Here is a 22,578-nt window from a genome sequence, read left to right as displayed (position 1 = left end):
CACATCACACATGGGAGCGCTCCCACCGTACCCGACCCATCCATGCCCCGCACGCTGCCCGGCCACGCCCGGACGGCCGCCCGCAGGGCCCGGAGGGCCGGCAGGTCGGTGCACTAGGAGGACGTCATGCGTACACGTACTCGCTCGTCCCGGGTGGTGGTCCTCGCGGCCGTCGCCGCGCTCGGCGCGGGAGTTCTGGCCGGCTGCGCCCAGGACAGCGAAGGCCCCTCCGGCAGCGCCGCGAGCGGCGGCGGAGACGGCGGCAAGGGGAAGACCACGCTCACGGTGGGGGTCTTCGGGGCCTTCGGTCTGAAGGAGGCCGGGCTCTACGACCAGTACATGAAGCTCCACCCCGATGTCGTCATCAAACAGACGTCCATCGAGCGCAACGAGAACTACTACCCCCAGTTGCTCACCCACCTGGGCAGCGGCAGCGGACTCGCCGACATCCAGGCCGTCGAGGTCAACAACATCGCGGAGGTCACCGCCACCCAGGCGGACAAGCTCGTGGACCTCGGCAAGACCGACGGCGTACGCAAGGACAGCTTCCTGCCGTGGAAGTGGTCGCAGGCCACCAACCAGGCCGGCCGGACCATAGGGCTCGGCACCGACATCGGGCCCGAGGGCATCTGCTACCGCAAGGATCTCTTCGCCGCGGCGGGGCTCCCCACCGACCGCGCGTCGGTCGGCGCGCTCTGGGCGGGCGACTGGCGGAAGTATCTGGACGCGGGGAAGAAGTTCAAGGCCAAGGCGCCCAAGGGAACGGCCTTCGTGGACTCGGCGAGCGGTGTCATGGCCGCCATCACCGGCAGCGAGGCGAACCGGTTCTACGACAAGGACGGCAAGGTCATCTACAAGACCAACCCGGCCGTACGGAACGCGTGGGACATCGCCGCGGAGTTCGCCGGGGCGGGACTGACCGCCAAACTCCAGCAGTTCACCCCGGCCTGGGACCAGGGGTACGCGAACGCCGGCTTCGCCACCGTCTCCTGCCCGGCCTGGATGCTCGGCTACATCCAGGACAAGTCCGGCGCCGCGGGCAAGGGCAAGTGGGATGTGGCCGCCGCGCCCAAGCCCAGCAACTGGGGCGGCTCCTTCCTGGTCGTGCCCGAGGCGGGCAAGCACAAGAAGGAGGCGGCCGAACTCGTCGCCTGGCTGACCGCGCCCGAACAGCAGGCCACGTTCTTCGCGAAGCGCGGCAGCTTCCCCAGCTCCCAGGCGGCATACGCGCTGCCCGCCGTGTCCGGCGCCACACACGAGTACTTCGACAACGCTCCGATCGGGGAGATCTTCTCCGCCGCCGCCCAGGGCGTACCGGTCCAGATCGTCGGTCCGAAGGACCTGATCATCGCGCAGAACCTGGCCGATGTCGGCATGCTCCAGGTCGACCAGAAGGGCACGTCCTCCAAGGACGGCTGGAACGCCGCCGTCAGGGCGATCGACAACGCACTGGACCAGTGACCGATGGCCGGCAGTGACGCGACCGCCGTCCCTGAGGCGGGCGTCGGGGACACGGCGGGCGCCGGCGACTCGGCGCCCGCCGGGCCTCGGGAACGGCGACAGGAGCGGGAGAGACCGGCGCCGCGGGGCGGCGAACGGGGCGGCGAACGGGACGACCGGCGCCGCGAGCGGCGCAGCCGCTGGTACCGCCGCGACGTGCGGTGGAGCCCGTACGCCTTCATCGCCCCGTTCTTCGTCTTCTTCCTCGCCTTCGGCCTCTTCCCGCTCCTCTACACCGGCTGGGCCTCGCTCCACCGGGTGGAACTGACCGCGCCCACCGACATGGAGTGGGTGGGGCTGCGGAACTTCTCCCGGCTGATCAGTGACGACTTCTTCTGGAACGCGCTGAAGAACACCCTCACCATCGGGGTGCTCTCGACCGTTCCGCAGCTGCTGATCGCGCTGGGGATCGCGCATCTGCTCAACTACCGGCTGCGCGGCTCGATGTTCTTCCGGGTCGCGGTGCTCACTCCGTACGCCACCTCGGTGGCCGCCGCGACGCTCGTCTTCGTCCTGCTCTTCGGCCGCGACTACGGAATGATCAACTGGGTGCTGGGGCTGGCCGGTGTCGACCCGGTCGACTGGCAGAACGGCACCTGGACCTCACAGCTCGCCGTCTCCACGATCGTCATCTGGCGCTGGACCGGCTACAACGCGCTGATCTATCTGGCGGCGATGCAGGCCATCCCGGACGATCTGTACGAGTCGGCGGCGCTGGACGGGGCCTCGCGGTGGCAGCAGTTCCTCCATGTGACCGTCCCGTCGCTACGGCCGACGATCCTGTTCACGTGCGTGGTCTCGACGATCGGCGCGACCCAGCTCTTCGGCGAGCCGCTGCTGTTCAACGGCGGTGCGGGCGCGACGGGCGGGGCGGATCACCAGTTCCAGACACTCGGGCTCTATCTGTACGAGCAGGGCTGGGTGAATCTGCATCTCGGCCGGGCCTCGGCGATCGCCTGGACGATGTTCCTGATCCTGCTGGTCATCGGCGCGGTGAACTGGATCATCGCCCGCCGTCTCCGCAAGAGCGCGTAGGGGAGAGAGATGGCGACGACTTCACAGACCGGCGTGCGGCGGACCGGAAACGCGATCAGTGGCAAGACCAGGAAGGGCGCGGGGCGCCAGCTGCACGGCGGGCGGATCACCCACGCCGTACTGATCCTCTTCACCGCGGGCTCGCTCTTCCCGCTGGTGTGGACGGCGGTCGCGGCCTCGCGCAACAACACCCGGCTCGCCCAGACCCCACCGCCCTTCTGGTTCGGCGGAAACCTCTTCAAGAACCTCGAAATCGCCTGGACCGACGCAAACATGGGCACGGCGCTGCTCAATACGACGGTCGTCGCCGGGGCGGTCGCGGCGGGTACGGTGCTCTTCTCCACGCTCGCCGGTTTCGCCTTCGCCAAGCTGCGCTTCCGGTTGAAGAATCTGCTTCTGCTGCTGGTGATCGGCACGATGATGGTGCCGCCGCAGCTCAGCGTCGTACCGCTGTACATGCTGATCGCCGAGCTGTCCTGGACCGATCAGCTCCAGTCCGTCATCCTGCCCACCCTGGTCAGCGCGTTCGGTGTGTTCTTCATGCGGCAGTATCTGACCGGGGCGCTGCCCACCGAGCTGATCGAGGCGGCCCGGGTGGACGGCGCGAGCAGCTGGCGGGTGGTGTGGCATGTGGTCTTCCCGGCCGCGCGGCCCGCGATGGCGGTGCTCGGGATGCTGACCTTCGTGATGGCCTGGAACGACTTCTTCTGGCCCATCATCGCGCTGACCCAGAACGGCAGTCCCACGGTGCAGGTGGCGCTGACCGGGCTCGGCCGCGGCTATATCCCCGACCAGTCGGTGATCATGGCCGGCGCGCTGCTGGGCACGCTGCCGCTGCTGCTCGCCTTCGTGATCTTCGGCAGACATGTCGTCGGCGGCATCATGCAGGGCGCGGTCAAGGGCTGAGAGGGCTGAGGGCCCGGGCGACCGGTCCTCGTACGGCCGGGCCCGGCAGCCCCGCACTCCCGCGCCCCTGCATCCCCGCACCGCCTGCACGCCTGCCCGCCTGCACCCCGCTCGTACCACCACATCCCCCATCCCTACGGTCAACGGGAGCCGCATCATGTCCGACACCTTTCCGCCCGGGTTCCTGTGGGGCACCGCCACCGCCGCGTACCAGATCGAGGGCGCGGCACGGGAGAACGGCCGTACGCCCTCCATCTGGGACACCTTCAGCCACACCCCCGGCAAGGTCGAGAGGGGGGACACCGGCGATATCGCCGTCGACCACTTCCACCGCCGGGCCGAGGACGTGCGGATGATGGCGGACCTCGGTGTCAACGCGTACCGCTTCTCGGTCTCCTGGCCGCGTGTCCAGCCCACCGGCCGCGGCCCGGCCATACAGCGCGGTCTCGACTTCTACCGCGGTCTGGTCGACGATCTGCTCGCCCATGGCATCGAGCCCGTCCTGACGCTCTATCACTGGGATCTGCCGCAGGAGCTGGAGGCCGCGGGCGGCTGGCCCGAGCGCGAGACGGCGTACCGCTTCGCGGAGTACGCGCGGACCGTCGCCGAGGCGCTGGGCGACCGGGTGACGCGCTGGACGACCCTCAACGAGCCCTGGTGCAGCGCCTTTCTGGGGTACGGATCCGGTGTGCACGCCCCTGGCCGTACGGACCCGGTGGCCGCCCTGCGCGCCGCCCACCATCTCAACCTCGGCCACGGGCTCGCCGCCCAGGCGTTGCGCTCCGTGCTCCCGGCGCGCGGCCAGGTCTCGGTGAGCCTCAATCCGGCGGCGGTCAGGGCCCGTACGCGGTCCCCCGAGGACCTGGACGCGCGACGCCGTATCGACGCCCTGGCGAACCGGGTCTTCACCGGCCCGATGCTGGCCGGCGCGTACCCCGAGGACCTCCTCGCGGACACCGCGCGGCTGACCGACTGGGCGTTCGTCCGCGCCGGGGACGAGGCCGCGAGCCGGCAGCCACTGGACTCGCTGGGCATCAACTACTACCAGCCCGCGGTGGTCTCCGCCGCCGACGGCCGGGACGCCGGCCGCCGTGGCCGTCCGGACGGCCACGGCGCGAGCGAGCACTCCCCCTGGCCGGGCGCCGAGTCCGTCGCCTTCCACCAGCCGCCCGGCGAACTGACCGAGATGGGCTGGTCGGTGGATCCGAGCGGACTGTACGACCTGCTGCTGCGCTATACGCGCGAGGCGCCCGGTCTGCCCCTGATGATCACCGAGAACGGCGCGGCGTACGCCGACAAGCCGGACGCCGACGGCGCGGTCCACGACCCGGACCGGATCCGCTATCTGCACGGTCATCTGTCGGCGGTACAGCGCGCGATCGCCGACGGGGCCGATGTGCGGGGCTACTTCCTGTGGTCGCTGATGGACAACTTCGAGTGGTCGTACGGCTATGGCAAGCGCTTCGGCGCGGTCCATGTGGACTACGAGACACAGCGCCGTACGCCGAAGTCGAGCGCGCGCTGGTATGGCCGGCTGGCCGGTACGGGGGTGCTTCCGGAGGTGCCCATCGGCTGACGCCGGTTGAGTGGGGGGTGCGCGCCCCGGCCGGGTGGGGGGTTATGTACCGGCCGGAGCGCGCGGTCCTGGGGGGGGGACGGGCGCGGGGTGGCTGATGTCTTCACGTTAGCCGCCCCGGTCCGGACACACGGCCTGTTCCGGGCAAGCACCGCACTTCTTAGGGCGCTCTTAAGGGGCGCATCGGAAGCCGTTAAAGGTCCGGACCCGCGCGGCGTCCACGGCGCCTCAGCCGGTGGCCCCGGCGCGGCCGGTCCGCGGCGCGCCAGCCGTCGAGGCCGATCCAGATCCGTACCTCGGTTCCGCCGAGCACCGAGCGTCCGATCCGTACATCGCCGCCAGTCGACTCGGCCACTCTGCGCACGATGTCCAGGCCGAGCCCGGTCGAGCCCTCCCGGCCGCCGCTGTTGCCCCGGGCGAGGGCGGCCTTCGGGTCGGCGATGCCGGAACCGGCGTCCGAGACCAGGACGATCACCGCGTCCTCCCCGTTGTGCACATCGACGGAGAAGGCCGTGCCCTCCGGGGTGTGACGGAAGACATTGCCGAGCAACGCGTCCAGGGCGGCGGCCAGTTCGGCGCGTACAACCGGGATACGTACGGGGCGGCCGATGCCCGCTACCCGTGCCGTACGGCCCTCGTCCTCCGCCAGCGCCGACCAGAAGTCCATCCGCTCCTTGACGACTTCCGAGACGTCGCACCCGCCGGCCGGGCCCGCCGCCACCGTCTGCGGCTTGGCCTCACGGGCGGTACGGATGATCGTGTCGACCTCGCGCTCCAGCTGCGCGACGGCGGCCCTGGTCTGGTCGGCGGCCGGTCCCTCGCCCAGGGACGCGGCGTTGAGGCGCAGGACGGTGAGCGGGGTGCGCAGCCGGTGCGAGAGATCGGCCGCCAGCTCCCGCTCGTTGGCGAGGAGCCCGACGACCTGGTCGGCCATGGAGTTGAAGGCGACCGCGGCGGACCGCAGCTCGGCGGGGCCCTCCTCCGGGACCCGCGCGCCGAGTTTCCCTTCGCCCAGCGCGTGCGCGGCGCCCGCGAGCCGCTGGGCGGGCTCGACCATCCGTACGCCGAGCCGGTCGGCGACGGCGACGGACCCGACGATCAGCGCGAACCCCACGCCCGCGAGCACCAGCCAGGCCGTGGTGACGCCCTTGGAGACCTCGTCCTGGGGGACATAGATCTCGACGACCGCGATCTGGCCGGAGCCGAGGGCGGTCGGCTGGAGCAGTACGGAACCGTCCGCGACCTCGGCGATGGCCGCGCGCGGGATCCGCTGGACGGTCCGCAGATCCTTCTCGGCGGCCCGGCCGCGCCCGATGTCGAGCCGGCCGGTGTCCGGTCCCGTGGCCGCCGGGACATGCACGGCCATCCGCCCGTCGGCACCGGCGTTGGTGGAGGCGATGGCCCGTTCCAGCTGCTCCCGGTCGGTGGTGATGGAGAGGGTGGGGGCGATGGCGGCGGCCTGCCGCTCGGCGTTGGAGAACGCGCGGTCCCTGGCCATCTCCTTGATGACCAGCCCGAGGGGAACGGCGAAGGCCACGACGACCATGACCGTAACGGCCACGGCCACCTTGACCAGGGCCCATCTCATACGGGCGGCTCGGGGAGCGGGCCGGGAAGGGGCTCGGGGAGGGGGCCGGGGAGCGGCAACTCCCGTACGGGCGGCTCGGATACGGGCATCTCGGGGACCGGCGGCTCCAGTTTCACCCCGACGCCCCGCAGCGTGTGCAGATAGCGCGGCCTGGCCGCCGTCTCGCCGAGTTTCCTTCGCAGCCAGGAGAGATGGACGTCAATGGTCTGGTCGTCGCCGTACGACTGCTGCCACACCTCCGCGAGCAGTTCCTTGCGCGCCACCACCACCCCGGGGCGCCCGGCGAGGAACGTCAGCAGGTCGAACTCCCGCCGGGTCAGATCCAGCCGGGCCCCGTCCAACTCGGCCTGCCTGCGCAGCGGATCGATGGAGAGCCCGCCGACCCGGATGACACGCGGCGGCATGGCCTCGCCCGCGGTGGCGCGCGAACGGCGCAGCACCGCCGCCATCCTGGCCGCCAGATGCTCCACCGAGAACGGCTTGGTGAGGTAGTCGTCGGCGCCGTCGTTGAGCAGCCGTACGATCTCCGCCTCGTCGTCCCGCGCGGTGGCGATGATCACCGGTACGTCGGTGATGCCGCGCAGCATCTTCAGCGCCTCCGCACCGTCCAGATCGGGCAGACCGAGGTCGAGAATGACCACGTCGAACCGGAAATGGGCCACCTCGCGCAGCGCCTCCAGAGCCGTGCCGACGCTCCGTACGGTGTGGGAGGCCTCGGTCAAGTGCCTGATGAGGGCGGAGCGTACGAACTGGTCGTCCTCGACGACGAGCACACTGGGCATGGGCGGCACCGTACGCCATCCGGGACGTACGGGAGGGCCGGTCGGCGCGGGTCGGCCCGGGACGGCCGTGGCCGGTGTCCCTTCCCGGCGCTCACGGGACAGCCGTGGCGCGGGTGGTGCAGTATGGCCCGGATGCGCATGGGACTCGTACACGCCCTGGCGTGGTCGCTCGCCACGGGCGCGGCGGTCACGCTGTCGTGGTGGGGCGTCCACTCGGTCATGGCGGGGACGGCGTACGACCCGCCGCGCGCGCTCCCGCTGCCGGTGGACAGCGCGACGGAGCCGGGCGCGAGCCCTCTCGCGTCGTCCACCTGGCGTCCCCCGAGCCCGTCCGCGAAGCCGCCGCCCTCGTCCGCGGCGGCACCGAGCCGCAGCGAGCGGCCCTCGTCGCGTCCACCGCCCCAGGAGACGAAGGACACGGGCGGGACGACGGACGGGAGCGCCGGTTCGGAGGACGGACCGTCCGGCTCCTCCGGTGAGGTGAAGGGCTATACGGTCGACGGCGGCCGGGTCGTCTTCGACATCGGCGCCGCCTCGGCCGAACTGGTCTCGGCCACGCCCGACAGCGGCTGGCAGATGCAGGTGTGGACACAACCGACGTGGATCCGGGTGACGTTCACCCGGGAGGGCCGGGAAGTCTCGGTGTTCTGCACGTGGAACGGCCATCCGCCGATGGTGCAGTTCGACGACCGCTGAGCGTTCCCGTCGTACGAGCCGGGCTAGTTGAAGGCGTTGTCCGGGGGCGGCGGCGACGCCTTGGCACTCGCGTCGGTCACCACGGCCGCGCCGCCGGTGAAGTCGGTCAGCGCCCGGCCGTGTTCCACCCGCCCCGGATGCGGATCGCTCGCGACCCGGCGGGTCAGTTCGGCGACGGGCAGTTCACGGTCCGAGGCGAGCAGTACGGCGTTCCCGAAGCGGCGACCCCGGAACACCGCCGGATCGGCGGCGAGCGCGAGCCGCCCGAAGACGGTGGCGGCGGTGGCGATCTGGCCGCGCAGATGCGCGAGCGGCGGGCCGTCCGCGAGATTGGCCGCGTAATGGCCGTCCGGCCCCAGGACGCGGCGTACGTCCCCGAGGAACTCGACGCTGGTCAGATGCGCGGGGGTACGGGCGCCGCCGAACACGTCGGCGATCACCAGATCCGCCCACCCGTCCGGCACTTTCGCGAGCCCGGCCCGCGCGTCGGTGGTACGGACACGGATCCGGGCGTTCGGGTCCAGCGGAAGCCGCTCGCGTACGAAGTGGACGAGGGGCCCGTCCACTTCCACGATCTGCTGGGTGGAGCGGGGGCGCGTGGCGGCGATGTAGCGGGCGAGGGTGAAGGCCCCGCCGCCGAGGTGCACGACACGCAGCGGCCGGCCCGGGGGCGCGACGAGGTCGGCGACATGGCCGAGCCTGCGCTGATACGCGAAGGAGAGATACGTGGGGTCGTCGAGGTCGACATGGGACTGCGGGGCCCCGTCGATCAGCAACGACCAGGCCCGCGCCCGCTCCCGGTCGGGCACCAGCTCGGCGCGCCCGCCGTCGACATCCTCGGCCAGGACCGTCGCGGACGCGGCCCGGCGCTTGTTCTTCGCCACGGGCTCTATTCTGGGGGCTCGCGCGGGGACAGGGCGCCCGGAGAGGACAGGGCCGGCTATCTGCACCGGCTGTCTGCACAGGGGGCCGGCTATCTACATCGGTCCGCGGCCTCAAGGAGCCGCGCCGCCTCCCCCAGCGCCTGCCTCAGCAGCGCCGGATCCGTGACCGGGCCCGTCGTGTCGGGGTGGAGCAGCCAGTCCGAGCCGATGACCGGGGGTTCGGCGGGGAGACGGAGACCTCGGCCGTTCGTCTGCGTACAGGCGCTGCCCGGCATGTCCCAGCCCGCGGCCGTACCCGGCGGGACCAGAAAGCCGAGGGTGTCGCACGGGCCGTCGTGGAGCACCGGCCCCACCTTGGGAGTGGCGCCCCCCCGGCGCAGGATGTCCACCGCTTCGAGCCCCTGCCGGGCCGGCACCGTCACCAGGTCGCAGGGCTCCCCGGCGTCGTCCCCGGGACGCGCGCCGTACTCCTGGCCGGGCACGCGCCGAGCAGTCGTCCGCGAGCCACCACTGGTCTCCATACCGACCTCCACATTGAGCGTCTCCCACGGTTCAACGCGGGGGCCGCGTCAACGGCTACGGCGGCGCACCGTCGAAAAAGATGGCAGTTCATGGCAGATCATGGGCGAGAAATCCGGTTTGTGGGCAAACTCTATGTGTCACGACCGTCACAGCCGGTACCTTCTGCCCGTCGGAACAACCCCGGAACAACCGGAGTTGGGCACCGCGCCACACCGCACCGCACGCTCCGGGTGCCCCGCGGGCACCAGCGGCTGTACCAGGAGAGGGCTCGGCCATGGCGTTGTCTCGGGCGGTTCCCAACCTCGCCTTCCGCCGACTGCGCGCGCGGCGCTCGCCGGGGGAGTTCGCCGCCGCCGTACGCAGGGCAGCGCGGGAGATCGGTGAACAAGTCGCCTGTGACGCACGGTATATCGGACGGGTGGAGGCAGGCGAGATCCGGTGCCCCAACTACGCGTACGAGCGGGTCTTCCTGCATATGTTCCCCGGACTGACCCTGAAGGACCTGGGCTTCTTCCCGCGTGAGCACGTACGCGGCAGAGCGGGGCGGGCCACGGTGACCGCCGCGGACAGGGGGGACACCACCAAGACCCGTGGCGATACCAGCGATAACGGCGATACCAGCGAGGAGAGCGACGTGTTGCGTCGCGCATTCATGACGAGCGGCCCCGTCACGGTGGTGGCCGCCTCCCTCGGTCTCGGCGGTACGGCCGCCGCGGCCGTACCCACCCCGCGCCGGACACAGCGGCGGGTCGGCGACGCCGAGGTGATCGCCGTCGAGGCGGCCGTGCGGCGGATCCGGCTGCTGGACGACCGGCACGGCGCCGATGGGATCTACCGCCAGGCCGCCCAGCCGCTGCGCGCCGCGTACGCGCTGCTCGACTCGGCCACGCCCGCCCGCCAGTCCATCGCGGACCGGCTCTACGCGGGCGCCGGCGAGCTGTCGATCTCGGTGGGCTGGCTCGCCCATGACTCCGGCCGTTTCGACGACGCGCGCTCGCACTACGCGGAGGCGCTGGCGACCGCGCGGATGGCGAACGATCCGGGGGTGGAGGCGCACGCCTTCGCCAACACGTCGTTCCTGGCGAAGGATTCGGGCCGGTACCGGGAAGCGGTACGGACCGCGCAGGCGGGCCGGCGCGCCGCCAGACATCTGTCCTCGTCCCGGCTGCTGTCGCTGCTCGCCCTGCGCGAGGCGGCCGGCTGGGCCAAGCTGGGCGACCGTACGAACTGCGAGCACTCGCTGTCCCGGGCCCACGGCCTCTTCGACCGCGGCCCCTCGGACGCCGACCCCGAGTGGATGTCCTTCTTCGGCGAGCCCGAGCTGGAGTCGCAGGAGGCGCTGTGTCACGCGGCGTTGGGCGACTGGCCGCGCGCGGCCCGGCACGCCCACCGCGCTGCGGCGCTCCAGAATCCGCACTTCTCCCGCAATCTCGCGCTCTACCGGGTGGAGCTGGCCACGGACCTGGCCCGCGCGGGCGCGCCGGACGAGGCGGCGGCGGCCGGCCATCAGGTGCTGGATCTGCTGGATGTCGTCCAGTCGTCCCGTATCCATACGAGACTCGCGGCCACGGCGCGGGTCCTGCTGCCGCAGCGGCGGGTCCCGGAGGTGGGCGCCTTCCTGGACCGTCACGCCTCGACGAACATCCGGGCGTAGGGACCGGGACCAGGACCAAGGCCGGGACCAGGGCCAGAACCGGGACCGGGCGGGACCGGGCCCCGGAGCCCGGAGTCAGGGCGTGAGATGCGCCGTGTCGTTCCACACCTGGATCGCCGGCATCTCGTACGCCCAGCTCAGCACCGACACCGACGTCGGGTCGAGCCTGATGCGCGCCGCGAACGAGATGTCCTCGCCCAGCCAGCGCGCGCCGATCGCGCGCAGGATATGGCCGTGGCCGAAGACCAGGACGTCGCGGTCCGCCGAGCGCGCCCAGGAGACGACCTCGTCGGCGCGGGCGGAGACCTGCTCCAGGGTCTCGCCGTCCGGGACGCCGTCGCGCCAGATGAACCAGTCGGGGCGGTCCGCCTTTATCTGCGCCGGGGTCAGGCCCTCGTACGCGCCGTAGTCGAACTCCATCAGCGCGTCCCACTCCTCGGCCCGGTCGCCGAAGCCGGCCAGCGCGCAGGTCTCGGCGGCGCGCGCCAGCGGGCTGGTGCGTATCTCCACGCCGGGCAGCCCCGACCAGGGCGCCTGATGGAGGCGTTCGCCCAGCAGCTTGGCGCCGCGCCGGCCCTCGTCGAGCAGCGGGATGTCCGTCCTGCCCGTGTGTTGGCCGGACAGCGACCAGGCCGTCTGACCGTGCCGGGCGAGCAGGATGCGCGGTGCCATGAAGGTGCTCCCTGAAGGTTCACAACTGGTGCAGTTCCATCATCGCGCACCTGAACGGAGGGCGGCCTCCAGGGGCAACCTCCCGGGAGATCACCGCGTCCCTCTCCCTGTCGGGGGCGATGTTGTCGAACATTCTTCCGGAGGTACACCCGGCCGAAGGGCTCAATCACGTACACCGTACGGTTGAACGTCGGCCGACAGCCGCGTGAACTGACGATGGAGACCGCCCGAATGCCGAACAGCGCCAGCGCGCCGCAGAGCCCTGGGACGACCCGCCCCGGCCCCCGGCCTCGCTGGTGGACCGAGCTGACCCTGCTCGTCCTCGTCTACGCGGCGTACTCACTGGGCCGGCTGCTCGCGCGGGGCGACGTGTCGACCGCCGTCGACCACGGACTGGCGATCCTCCGGGTGGAAAAGGCGCTCTTCCTCAACGCCGAGCACCCGCTCAACCGGCTCTTCACCAGCACCCCGGCCCTCGGGATACCCGCCGACTTCGCCTATGCCTCGCTGCACTACCTCGTCACCCCGGCCGTCCTCGTCTGGCTCTTCCGCCGCCGCCCCGCCCGCTACCGGGCCGCCCGTACCTGGCTGATGCTCTCCACCGTCCTCGGCCTGGCCGGCTTCACCCTCCTGCCCACCTGCCCGCCCCGGCTGCTGGCGGCCGAGCACGGCTTCGTCGACACCATGGCGCAGTACAGCGCGTACGGCTGGTGGGGCGACGAGGCGAGCGCGCCGCGCGGTCTCGGCGGGATGACCAATCAGTACGCGGCGATGCCGAGCCTGCATGTCGGCTGGGCCCTGTGGTGCGGGGTGCTGCTGTGGCGGCACGCCCGTACCCCGCTGGTGAAGTGGGTGGGCGCCGGCTATCCGCTGCTCATCACCGTGGTGGTGATGGGGACCGCGAACCACTACTTCCTGGACGCCGTCGCGGGCGCGGCCGTGATGGGACTCGGGGCGCTGCTGACCCGGCCGGCGCTGCGGGCGGCCGAGCGCGTACGGGTCGCGGCGGCGGACCGTTCCGGGCGGTCGCCGACGCCGGCCGCCGTGTCTCCCGTGGACGCTTCCGCCGCCCTGTCACGCCGTACGCCGTCCCGTGCGTCACCCCGTCAAGACCCGATTGTCAGCGGCGGATGCGAGACTTCCGCGGGTGAGCGATTCCCTGGGCAGCGGACCCGCACCAGCACCCCCGGCACCACCTCCGCAGACGACACTCCGGCGACGGCTCGCTGAGCTGCGCGGCCCCGCCGCCGCGCCGCATCCGCTCGACGCCCGCGCGCTGGCCGCCCTCGCCGCCAACCCCGGCTGCCGGCGGCGCGCCCTGCTGGACGGCGCCGGGGTCGACAAGGCGGCGCTCGCGTCGGCGCTCGGCTCGCCCGCCCCGTACGGCCAGTCGCAGTTCGCGTTCATGCGCGGCAACGCCTTCGAGGCCAAGGTCAAGGCCGACGGCGGTACGGAGCTGATGCGGCTGCTGTCCGAGCGGCTCGGCGGGCAGTCACCCCCACCCGCCTCCGATGAGGTGCTCGTCCCCGAGCTGTCGGCGGCCGGCCCCGAGGGGCGTACGGCCCGTACGGCGCTGGCCCTGCGCGAGGCCACGGAGGCGCGGGCCTGGGCGCTGCTCGACCATCCGCTGCTGGCCCTTGAGGTGGCGGGCTCCCCCGCGTATCTGGAGCCGGACGCGGTGGTGGTGCGTCCGGACGGCCGGTGGACGGTCGTGGAGATCAAGTCCTTCCCGATGATCGACGGTTCGGCGGACGCGGCGAAGGTCGGCGCGGCGGCGCGGCAGGCGGCGGTGTACGTACTGGCGCTGGAGCGGGTCGCCCTGCACACGGCGGGCGCGGAGGTGGCGGACCGCGTTCTGCTGGTCTGTCCCAAGGACTTCTCCAATCTGCCGGCCGCGTCGGTCGTGGACGTACGCAAGCAGTTGTCGGTGACGCGCCGTCAGCTGGCCCGGCTGACCCGGATCGAGGACATCGCCGCGGGGCTGCCCGAGGGCACCACCTTCGATCTGGACCGCTGCTCCGGCGAGGAGCTGACGGCCGCGGTCGAATCGGTCGCGGCGGCCTACGCGCCCGAGTGCCTGTCCACGTGCGAGCTGGCCTTCCACTGCCGCCACCGGGCCCGCGCGCAGGGCGCGGTGGAGACGCTGGGCCGTGGGGTACGGGGCGAGCTGGGCGGTCTGACCACGGTCGGCGCGGTGCTGGCGGCGGCGCACGGCGGGGCGGGCGACCCGGCGGACCCGACGGTCGGCGCGCTGCGCAGGGCGGCGGCGCTGCGGGCGGAGGCACTGGCGGCGGCGAAGGCTTCCCGCGAGGCGGTCGCCGGGGCGGTCACGGAATCCGCGCCCACGGAATCCGCGTCCACGGAGTCCGCGCCGCCGGAGTCCGCTCCTACGGAGTCCGCGCCTACGGAGTCCGCGCCTACGGAGTCCGCGAATGAGGCGGTCACATGTCGCTGATCAGTACGCTCGCGCGGCTGGAGGCCGTGGAGAGCGGACGGGCCCGGCCGCTGGCCACCGTCCGGCACCGCCGGATCTCGGACGAGCCGCTGGTGCTCGTACCGCTCACCACGGCGGGCGAGGCCGGTGCCCCGCTCGGCGCGCTGGTCGGGACGGACCGGGACGCGCCCCGGCTGCTGACCGTCGCGCAGCCCCGCGACCGCGATCTGCGGTTCGCGTTCCTCGGCGAGCTGGCCGAGGCCGTGCTGCCGTATCTGGACGCGTACGCCGAGGTGATCGAGCCCGCCGAACGCAATGAGACGGACCCGGAGACCGGCAAGCGGGTCAAGGTCGAGGTCGAACTGTGCGTGGACGCACCGCAGTTGATCGTGCCGAGCCGGCCGGGCATCGACTTCGTACGGCTGCTGGGGCGGTCGATGCGGTTCCGGCGTACGGCCGAGGACGATCCGGACACGCCGTATCCCGCGCCGCCGCGCGTGCCGTTGCTCGGCCGCTGGCTGACGCACTACGGCGAGCGCGCGCGGGTGCCCGGGTCCTCGCTGCTGCTCGCGGCGACCGATCTGCTGAACCGTCACTGGGCGACCGGGCAGTCCAGCCTGGAGGACCAGCATCTCGGCGCGCTGCTCTCCTGGATCGACCCGCCGGAGAGCGTCTCGGGTGCCGAGGCGGCGCTCCGGGCCGAGCTGGACCGGGACCGCGGCGGACAGCTGCGCTGCCCTCCGGCGGGGCCCGCCACCGACCCGGCGTTCGACAACAGGCTGCTGGCGCCCGCCATCGAGGCGTACGACCGGGCGCGCCAGGCGCTCGCGGCGGCCGAGGACGGGCCCGGCGCGGAGGAGCAGCTGGCCCGGCTGTCCGTGGCGGAGCGGGAGATCCGCGCGCTGCTCGCGGGCGTCATGCGGCCGACGTGGGACGCGGTGTGGCACGGTCTCGATCTGCTGCGCGCGCTGCCGGAGGGGGAGCGCGTCGCCGATCGCTGGACGCGCGACCGCTGGTCGTTCACCGGCCATCGCGACCGGGTGCGCGCCGGGGAGCCGCCGCAGCCCCGGCGGGACGACGCGGTGACGGCGGCGCAGAAGCTCGCCTCGCGCGAGACGGCGCAGGCGCAGCTGGAGGCCCAGGAGGCGCTGGACGATCCGCTGGTGTTCGCGGGGCGCAGGCTGTCGGGCGAGGCGTTCCTGAGCGAGGTGACGGAGGTGGTGATGGCGTACAGCGAGAGCAAACGGCCGAGCCCGCGCCCGCTGGTCACCGTCCGCACCGACGACCGGCCGCATCTGGAGGCGGGGACGAAGGTGTTCCGCTCGCTGGACGGCAAGCCGCAGTCGGCGGAGTTCGTGCGGTCGTCCGCCGGGGACGGCGGGGACGGCGGGGACGGCGGGGACGGCGGGGACGGCGGGGACGGCGGGGACGGCGACGGCACAGGCGACACCGACGGAGCCGACGGCACCGGCGGTGTACTGGTGCTGCGCCTGACCGACCGTATGGGCCGCGGCAAGGAGCCCGCTCCCGGTTCCGTGCCCGAGAAGGGCGACCGGATCGCCTGGACGCTCTTCGAGCACGACCAGCGCGGCGGCCCGAAACTGCCGGACCCGGAGGAGACCCCGTGGACCCACGGCGGTCCCCCGGGCGCGGACGACGCGACCTCGCCCCTCACCCAAGCCCAAGCCCAAGCCCAAGCCGAGGCTCACGCTCCGGACCCGATCACCGAGGAGGACTTCCTGTGACGGACACCGCCGCGTCGGGCCCCGCCACTTCCGGCCCCGCCACCGGCCGGGCCGCCTTCGATCCGGGCGCCGCCGCCGCGCGCGCCACCGACGCGATCCTGCGCGACACGCTGCACGGCACCCACCGCGGCGTGGTCGTCGACTCGCCGCCCGGCGCGGGCAAGTCGACGCTCGTCGTCCGGGCCGCCCGCGAACTGGCCGCCGCCGGGCGGCCGCTGATGGTCGTCGCGCAGACCAACGCGCAGGTGGACGACCTGGTCGCGCGGCTCGCCGAGAAGGATCCCGAGCTGCCCGTCGGCCGGCTGCACAGCAATGACCCCGACCCGTACGACAAGTCCCTGGACGCGCTGCCGAATGTCCGCAAGTCCGCGAAGGCGGCGGATCTGGCGGGGCTCGATGTCGTGATCTCGACAGCGGCGAAATGGGCGCACGTGCAGGGCGTCGAGCCCTGGCGGCACGCCATCGTGGACGAGGCGTACCAGATGCGTTCGGACGCGCTGCTCGCCGTCGCCGGGCTCTTCGAACGCGCGCTGTTCGTCGGCGACCCCGGCCAGCTGGACCCGTTCAGCGTGGTGGGCGCGGACCAGTGGGCGGGGCTGTCGTACGACCCGTCCGCGAGCGCGGTCTCCACACTCCTCGCGCACAACCCCGAGCTGCCCCAGCACCGGCTGCCCGTGTCATGGCGGCTGCCCGCGTCCGCGGCGCCGCTCGTGTCGGACGCGTTCTATCCGTACACCCCGTTCCGCAGCGGTACCGGCCACGGCGACCGGGGGCTCGCGTTCGGGGTGCCGTCCGACGGCTCGGGTCCCGACCGGGTGCTCGACGAGGCGGCCCAGTCCGGCTGGGGGCTGCTGGAGCTGCCCGCCCGGCGTACGCCCCGTACGGACCCGGAGGCGGTACGGGCCGTGGCGCTGGTCGTCCGCAGGGTGCTGGACCGCGGCGGCGCGGCCACCAGCGAGCGCTCCCCCGGTCCGGTGCCGGTGACGGCCGACCGGATCGCGGTCGGCACCGCCCATCGCGACCAGGCGGCGGCGGTCCGCGCGGCCCTCGCGGAGCTGGGGGTGAGCGGGGTGGCCGTGGACACCGCGAACCGGCTCCAGGGCCGTGAGTTCGATGTCACGGTGGTGCTCCACCCGCTTTCGGGCAGGCCGGACGCCACCGCGTTCCATCTGGAGACGGGCCGGCTGTGCGTCCTCGCGTCCCGGCACCGGCACGCGTGCGTCGTGGTGTGCCGCGCGGGCGTGGCGGAGCTGCTGGACGAGCACCCGTCGACGGAGCCGGTGCAGCTGGGAGTGACGGTGAAGTTCCCGGACGGCTGGGAGGCGAACCACTCGGTCCTGGCCCGGCTCGCGGAGCACCGGGTGAGCTGGCAGCCCTGAGAAACGGGCTCGCTACGGGGCCCTCGTGCCGCGACACGAGGCCCCCTTGCGCCGGGCGGGACAATGGACGGTGGCCGAGAGGCCGTACACGCACGAGCAGGAGGAAAACCGATGCCGGATCCCGAGCGGAGCGAGCGGCGGCTGCGGCCGGCTCCGCTGCTCTTCGAGCCCTCGGAGGCGGTCGCCGACCCCGAGCACTTCTTCGACCTCGAATCCATCGAGGACCCCGCCGACCTGCTGGCCAGAGCCACGGAGCTGACTCTCGCGTTCCGGGCGGCGACCGACCGGGCCGTCGAGTTCCAGGCGATCGCCGCCGCGCAGCTCGCGGATCCCCGCCGTTTCGACCGGCTGACGACGGCGGACATCGCGCTGCGCGCGCAGTGGACCGAGGACTACACGAAGAAGATGGTCGAGTTCGGCCGGGACCTGCTGAGCGGCGAGGGCATAGCGAGCCAGTGAGACCGGGCGGTACGGGAGGTGCCAGCGTGCCGGGCGAGCCGGGTGTGTCACCCGTGTGGCATATGCGGCGCGCAGGTTACGCCTCCCCGCATCCCCTTGTCCCGGCTTTCGCGAACTCTCGGGAACGGGTTCATTACTCCCGGTAGATCTGACTGCCATGAGCGCATGGCTACGAGATGAATCCCCGCTGAGTCCCGGTACGAGCGACGACGAACGCCGCACCGACATCTTCGGTCTTCTCCGCGACGAGGGCCGCCATCACACCGCGCGGGTCACCCCGGCCGGCGCGGAGTGGCTCGCCTCCGCCGGACCGTACTCCCGCTCCACGCTCTCCCTCTGGACCGCCCATCCGACCGCTCCGGCCGTGCTGCCCTGCGGCTCCGCCTTCGATGTGGTGAACGTCCCCGCGATCTTCGGCCGGCGCATGCTGGACCGGCTCTGGTCGGACGGCCCCGGCTCCGGGCCGGTCGCCGCGTACCGGGGCCGTACGCTCCTCTTCGCCGCGCCGGGCACCGCCCAGCGGCTGCCGTCCCTGCTCTCCTGGGAGGAGTGGGGCGGCTCGGGGCCCGGCCGGCGGGAGACGGCGCCGCCGCCCCTGCTCTGCCACGGCACCGGCGACGCGGTGACCGTACCGCCGCTGTCGCCGGGTCCCGCGTCGGGGCCGCGCTGGCTGGTCGCCCCGGACACCCGCCACCCCTGGCTGCCGGGGCCGGATGTGCTGCTCTGGGCGTGCGTACGGGCGGCCCGCGAGGAGACGGCGTCCGGGACGGGCTCCGTACCGCGCCCCAGGACGGCGCCGGAATCGTCGGCGGGAGCGGTGCCGGGAGCGGCTGCCCGGCTGCCCCAGTCGTGCTCCTGACCACGGGAAACGCCTCCTGTACGGGCCCGCGTATATCGATTTTTCTTCGCGCCGATCCGGGTGCTAAGGTCTACGACGTCAGCAGGCGCCGCTAGCTCAGTTGGTTAGAGCAGCTGACTCTTAATCAGCGGGTCCGGGGTTCGAGTCCCTGGCGGCGCACAGACATGAAGGAGCCCCTTGCGAGAGCGAGGGGCTCCTTCGTTTTCCGGACTCCAGGGCTCCGGGTGCTCCAGGGGCTCAGGGCGCGACCTCCGGGGTGATCTTGACGGTCCAGGCGCCCGTGGGCGTACGGTCCGCCACCTGCACCCGCGTCCGCTCCCCCTCCACCGTGAAGGTCTCGCCGACCCCCAGCGGTGCGTCCGCCAGCGGCGGATAGACCGACCGGTCCCAGCAGGCCTCACCGCCCGGATGGGTGTCCACCACCTCGACCGGGCCGCCGCCCGACGCCGTATCGCTGCGTACCCGGTAGATCAGCACCCCCTCGGTGCAGGTGTGCAGATCGTTGCCGGTCGCCGCGCGCGCCTCGATGGCGAGCGCGGTGTTCCGGCCGGTCCTGACGACCGCGAGCCGGGTCCCGGTGCTGCCGCCGGGGTTGGGTGCCGCGGCGATCGGCTCCAGGGTGAGCAGGCTCGTGCCCGTCGGCGGCACGCACCGCACCTGCCGCTGCTCCAGCCAGCCGAGCTTCCACTTGTGCCAGCCGAAGAGGTCGGGCGCCATCCCGAACTGGCTTCCCATCACATCCCAGTCACCGACATAGGTGTCCCAGTCGCCCTTGCCGTCCGTGGGGCGGTGGTAGAGATCCGCCAGATCGAAGACATGGCCGGTCTCGTGGGCCAGCACATTGCGGTCGGGCGGGTGCCGCTCGAAGACGGTGACGATACGCCGGATATCCGTGCCGTCCGCCCGCATCGGCCGGTCGAAGTTGACCACCTTCGTGGCATCGGAATCGACACCCGGCGCGTCCGGATCGGCGACCAGATACACGACGTCGTAGCGCGAGAAATCGACCGCCGGATCGGCCGCGGCCAGCGCGTCCCGCAGATAGGCCGTGCGCCGGGCGGGCTCCCAGTCGCGCCGTATCCCGTAGTCGGTGGAGGCGTGCGGCATCCGGACCCACTGGAGCTGGGGGTGGACGCGCAGCGCGAACTTCCCGTACGACGCCTGCTCGTAGAAGCGGCTGGTGGCCGGGAAGTGATCGGCCGCCAGCTCGGCGGGGTCGGCCAGCGGCGCCGAGTCCGGGAAGGAGAGAAAGATCATGACCGCGTCGAGGGCGCGGTCCGGGCGTGGGTAGGAGGCGTTCCAGGTGTCGAGGCCGAGGGAGTGATGGGCGGAGGTGCGCGGCAGGGCGCAGGGCCCTTCGGGGGCCGAGGCCCCGGCGGGCCCGGCGATCAGCGATGTGGCGGCGAGCGCCACGAGGGAGGTCACGGCGGCGGCGGTCCTGCGCAGGCGTGGCCGTTCCACTCCCCCGGGTGGCTGCGGACGCTCCACATCGACCTCCGTCTCCGGATGGGGGGACACCACTCCCACCTTGGGTCGTTTTGTACGACTACGCCCTGTTCCGCTGCACCACATGGGTGAGGGGCTCGTGAGTACGCGTCGGCAACCCGACACCCCGACGCATCACGGAAAGTCACAAGCGATCACGGCGAGCTCTTCCGGTGCCACAGACGTGCAGAAACGATCGCCCGGTGGCAAGCCGGCGGGATTCCGGGGCCTCTTCGCTGTCCAGGAGCTGGAACGGCCGCCCGGCCTGCCTCTATGATCGGCACACTTTCCCTGGCAGACCGTCCCGACCACTCTGTACGACACGACTGCACCGCGGGAGCGAGCCGTGAGCGGAACCTCCGAAGGGCCGCGTCCAGCGGCGGTCGCGGCGGCCGGCATCGCACGGCCCCCCGTCACGGAGCGTCATACCTTCGGCAGAACGGCCGCCGAGCCGCCGGGCGGGCGTGACGCACGTACCCCTGGCGACGCACACACACCGCGCGACGCGCATACGGTCGCCACGCATACAGCCGCCGCGCATACGGCCGCCGTACATACGGTGGCCCCGCATACGGTCGCCGCGCATACGGTGGCCGGCGCTCGTACGGCGTGCGACGCACAGGACTTCCGCGGTGCCTTCCGGGCCGCCGAACTCGCCATGGCCGTGATCGACGACGAGGGCGCGGTCGCCGGCGCCAACGACGCGCTCGCCGTACTTCTCGACACCGAACCCGCCGCGCTCACCGGCCGGGCCGCCGCCGATCTCGTCGACCTCGCCTCCGACAACCGCACCTGGGACGCCTATCGCGCGGTGCTGGAGCGCCGGCGCGCCCGCTTCCGCTGCACCCGCCGGCTCAAGCACCCCGACGGGCGGACCCTCTGGGCCGAGGTCACCGTCGTCCCCGTACCGGAGAGCCGCGGCGCGCTGCTGTCGATCGCGGACATCAGCGACCGGCGCGAGCTCCAGGCGCGGCTGCGTCATCTCCAGATGCACGATCCGGTGACCCGGCTGCCCAACCGCACCCTGTTCTTCGAACGGCTCGCCTCCGCGCTGGAGGCCTCGGCGTACGACGGTGTGGCGTACGGCGTCTCCCCCGCCTATCTGGACCGCCGGTCGTACGGCGATGGCAGAACAGGGCGGATCGGGCTGTGCTACCTCGATCTCGACGGCTTCAAGGCCGTCAACGACACGCTCGGCCACCGCACCGGCGACCGGCTGCTCGCCGCCGTGGCGACCCGGCTCACCGAGTGCGCCGACCACGACGGCTACACCCGCAGCGGCGGCCACCTGGTCGCCCGGCTCGGCGGGGACGAGTTCGCGATCCTCGTCGAGGACTCCACCGGTACGGAACAGCTCGCCGATCTGGCCCGCTCCGTACTCACCGCGCTCCAGCGCCCCTTCGATCTGGCCGGGCAGCGGCTCTCCGTCTCGGCGTCGATCGGGGTCGTGGAGCGGGCCGCGGAAGGCACCACCCCGACCGGTCTGATGCAGGCCGCCGACACCACGCTGTACTGGGCGAAGGCCGACGGCAAGGCCCGCTGGACGCTCTTCGACCCGGAGCGCAACGCCCACCGGATGACCCGGCAGGCGCTCACCTCGACACTGCGGCCGGCCGTGGAGCGTGAGGAGTTCGTGCTCCAGTACCAGCCGCTGGTGGAGATGGCCGACGGGGTCGTACGCGGCGTGGAGGCGCTGGTGCGCTGGAACCATCCGCAGTTCGGGACTCTCGCGCCGAATCGGTTCATCGGGATCGCCGAGGAGGACGGCTCGATCGTGCAGCTCGGCCGCTGGGTGCTGCGTACGGCGTGCCGCCAGGCGAGACGGTGGCAGCTGGACCACCCGGACACCCGGCCGCTCTTCGTCAGCGTCAATGTCGCCGTACGCCAGGTCTGGGACTCCGATCTGGTCGCGGACGTGGCGGAGATCCTCGCGGAGACCGGACTCGCGCCGCAACTGCTGCAACTGGAGCTGACGGAGTCCGCGGTGATGGGCTCGGCGGGCCGGCCCCTCCAGGCGCTCCAGGCGCTGAGCGACATGGGCGTACGGATCGCGATCGACGACTTCGGGACGGGGTACTCGAACCTCGCGTATCTCAGCCGGCTGCCCGTCTCGGTCCTCAAGCTGGACGGCTCGTTCGTCCGTGGTTTCCGCTATGACGAGGGCGTCCATCCGAGCCCGGCGGACGAGACGATCGTGGAGGCCCTGATCCAGCTCGCGCACCGGCTGGGGCTGACGGTCACCGCGGAGTGCGTGGAGACCTCGGGCCAGGCGGCGCGGCTCCAGCGGATCGGCTGTGACACGGGGCAGGGCTGGCTCTTCTCCCGGCCGGTGGCGCCGGAACGGATCGCGGAGATGGTCGCGGCCGGCCCAAGAGGCGCGTGACGCCCGCTCCGGCCCGGGA

At 72.5% G+C, this 22,578-nt stretch carries 19 protein-coding genes and 1 tRNA gene; 14 read left to right on the top strand and 6 right to left on the bottom strand.

Going from position 1 to position 22,578, the window contains the following annotated elements; translation table 11 throughout:
* Positions 1–126 precede the first annotated feature (126 nt).
* The 4 genes from ACFRKB_RS24065 to ACFRKB_RS24050 all read left to right on the top strand — a co-directional run bounded on the left by ACFRKB_RS24065 (position 127) and on the right by ACFRKB_RS24050 (position 5,017).
* Positions 127–1,461, top strand: coding sequence for an ABC transporter substrate-binding protein (locus tag ACFRKB_RS24065; protein ID WP_383108450.1), 1,335 nt, complete (start codon positions 127–129; stop codon positions 1,459–1,461).
* Between the two features lie 3 nt (positions 1,462–1,464).
* On the top strand, positions 1,465–2,535 hold the full coding sequence (locus tag ACFRKB_RS24060; RefSeq protein WP_383108449.1) for a carbohydrate ABC transporter permease: 1,071 nt from the start codon (positions 1,465–1,467) through the stop codon (positions 2,533–2,535).
* 9 nt (positions 2,536–2,544) lie between these two features.
* Entirely contained in the window at positions 2,545–3,441 is an 897-nt protein-coding gene (locus ACFRKB_RS24055) for a carbohydrate ABC transporter permease (protein WP_383108448.1), read from the top strand.
* A gap of 157 nt (positions 3,442–3,598) precedes the next feature.
* Positions 3,599–5,017 carry a GH1 family beta-glucosidase gene (locus tag ACFRKB_RS24050; RefSeq protein WP_383108446.1) on the top strand — a complete coding sequence of 473 codons (1,419 nt, stop codon included), beginning with the start codon at positions 3,599–3,601 and terminating at the stop codon, positions 5,015–5,017.
* A gap of 193 nt (positions 5,018–5,210) precedes the next feature.
* Here ACFRKB_RS24050 and ACFRKB_RS24045 read toward each other — a convergent pair whose 3' ends face one another.
* Positions 5,211–6,605: a sensor histidine kinase gene (locus ACFRKB_RS24045; RefSeq protein ID WP_383108445.1), complete on the bottom strand. Its 1,395-nt coding sequence runs from the start codon at positions 6,603–6,605 to the stop codon at positions 5,211–5,213.
* Positions 6,602–7,387 (bottom strand): response regulator transcription factor, encoded by a 786-nt coding sequence (locus tag ACFRKB_RS24040; protein WP_383108443.1) that lies wholly within the window; start codon positions 7,385–7,387, stop codon positions 6,602–6,604. The genes ACFRKB_RS24045 and ACFRKB_RS24040 overlap by 4 nt, the downstream gene beginning before the upstream one ends.
* 132 nt (positions 7,388–7,519) lie before the next feature.
* Between ACFRKB_RS24040 and ACFRKB_RS24035 the strand changes: the two genes are divergently transcribed.
* Positions 7,520–8,083 carry a hypothetical protein gene (locus ACFRKB_RS24035; protein ID WP_383108442.1) on the top strand — a complete coding sequence of 188 codons (564 nt, stop codon included), beginning with the start codon at positions 7,520–7,522 and terminating at the stop codon, positions 8,081–8,083.
* A gap of 23 nt (positions 8,084–8,106) precedes the next feature.
* Here ACFRKB_RS24035 and ACFRKB_RS24030 read toward each other — a convergent pair whose 3' ends face one another.
* Positions 8,107–8,967 carry a spermidine synthase gene (locus ACFRKB_RS24030; protein ID WP_383108441.1) on the bottom strand — a complete coding sequence of 287 codons (861 nt, stop codon included), beginning with the start codon at positions 8,965–8,967 and terminating at the stop codon, positions 8,107–8,109.
* An 89-nt stretch (positions 8,968–9,056) separates the two neighbouring features.
* A complete protein-coding gene (locus ACFRKB_RS24025) occupies positions 9,057–9,488 on the bottom strand; it encodes a hypothetical protein (RefSeq protein WP_383108440.1) in 432 nt (143 codons plus the stop codon).
* 275 nt (positions 9,489–9,763) lie between these two features.
* Here ACFRKB_RS24025 and ACFRKB_RS24020 point away from each other — a divergent pair, with 275 nt between their 5' ends.
* On the top strand, positions 9,764–11,143 hold the full coding sequence (locus tag ACFRKB_RS24020; RefSeq protein WP_383108438.1) for a tetratricopeptide repeat protein: 1,380 nt from the start codon (positions 9,764–9,766) through the stop codon (positions 11,141–11,143).
* 75 nt (positions 11,144–11,218) lie between these two features.
* Here the strand turns inward: ACFRKB_RS24020 and ACFRKB_RS24015 are convergent, their stop codons facing one another.
* Positions 11,219–11,815 (bottom strand): histidine phosphatase family protein, encoded by a 597-nt coding sequence (locus ACFRKB_RS24015; protein ID WP_383108437.1) that lies wholly within the window; start codon positions 11,813–11,815, stop codon positions 11,219–11,221.
* 216 nt (positions 11,816–12,031) lie between these two features.
* On the opposite strand from ACFRKB_RS24015, the gene ACFRKB_RS24010 reads away from it, so the two are divergent.
* From ACFRKB_RS24010 to ACFRKB_RS23980, 7 genes are all read left to right on the top strand, one after another.
* Positions 12,032–13,045 carry a phosphatase PAP2 family protein gene (locus tag ACFRKB_RS24010; protein WP_383108524.1) on the top strand — a complete coding sequence of 338 codons (1,014 nt, stop codon included), beginning with the start codon at positions 12,032–12,034 and terminating at the stop codon, positions 13,043–13,045.
* Complete coding sequence (locus ACFRKB_RS24005) at positions 12,963–14,270, top strand: hypothetical protein (RefSeq protein ID WP_383108436.1); 1,308 nt, start codon at positions 12,963–12,965, stop codon at positions 14,268–14,270. The genes ACFRKB_RS24010 and ACFRKB_RS24005 overlap by 83 nt, the downstream gene beginning before the upstream one ends.
* Positions 14,261–15,994, top strand: a complete 1,734-nt coding sequence (locus tag ACFRKB_RS24000) for a hypothetical protein (RefSeq protein ID WP_383108435.1) — start codon at positions 14,261–14,263, stop codon at positions 15,992–15,994. The genes ACFRKB_RS24005 and ACFRKB_RS24000 overlap by 10 nt, the downstream gene beginning before the upstream one ends.
* The gene (locus ACFRKB_RS23995) at positions 15,991–17,373 is read left to right on the top strand and encodes an AAA domain-containing protein (protein WP_383108434.1); all 1,383 of its coding nucleotides are present in this window, start codon (positions 15,991–15,993) and stop codon (positions 17,371–17,373) included. Before ACFRKB_RS24000 ends, ACFRKB_RS23995 begins: the two co-directional genes overlap by 4 nt.
* A 111-nt stretch (positions 17,374–17,484) precedes the next feature.
* Positions 17,485–17,832, top strand: a complete 348-nt coding sequence (locus tag ACFRKB_RS23990) for a hypothetical protein (protein WP_365972547.1) — start codon at positions 17,485–17,487, stop codon at positions 17,830–17,832.
* Positions 17,833–17,989: 157 nt separating this feature from the next.
* Entirely contained in the window at positions 17,990–18,691 is a 702-nt protein-coding gene (locus tag ACFRKB_RS23985; RefSeq protein ID WP_383108433.1) for a bifunctional DNA primase/polymerase, read from the top strand.
* 85 nt (positions 18,692–18,776) lie between these two features.
* Positions 18,777–18,850: transfer RNA gene (locus ACFRKB_RS23980), tRNA-Lys, on the top strand.
* Positions 18,851–18,928: 78 nt separating this feature from the next.
* Here the strand turns inward: ACFRKB_RS23980 and ACFRKB_RS23975 are convergent.
* The gene (locus ACFRKB_RS23975) at positions 18,929–20,209 is read right to left on the bottom strand and encodes a M6 family metalloprotease domain-containing protein (RefSeq protein ID WP_383108431.1); all 1,281 of its coding nucleotides are present in this window, start codon (positions 20,207–20,209) and stop codon (positions 18,929–18,931) included.
* Between the two features lie 313 nt (positions 20,210–20,522).
* On the opposite strand from ACFRKB_RS23975, the gene ACFRKB_RS23970 reads away from it, so the two are divergent.
* Positions 20,523–22,559, top strand: a complete 2,037-nt coding sequence (locus ACFRKB_RS23970) for a putative bifunctional diguanylate cyclase/phosphodiesterase (RefSeq protein ID WP_383108430.1) — start codon at positions 20,523–20,525, stop codon at positions 22,557–22,559.
* The last annotated feature ends 19 nt before the right edge of the window (positions 22,560–22,578 follow it).

This window comes from Streptomyces scopuliridis (assembly GCF_042790125.1).
In the GTDB taxonomy this organism is placed as follows: Bacteria; Actinomycetota; Actinomycetes; order Streptomycetales; family Streptomycetaceae; genus Streptomyces; species Streptomyces scopuliridis_A.
This window is presented reverse-complemented; position numbering and strand designations above follow the sequence as displayed.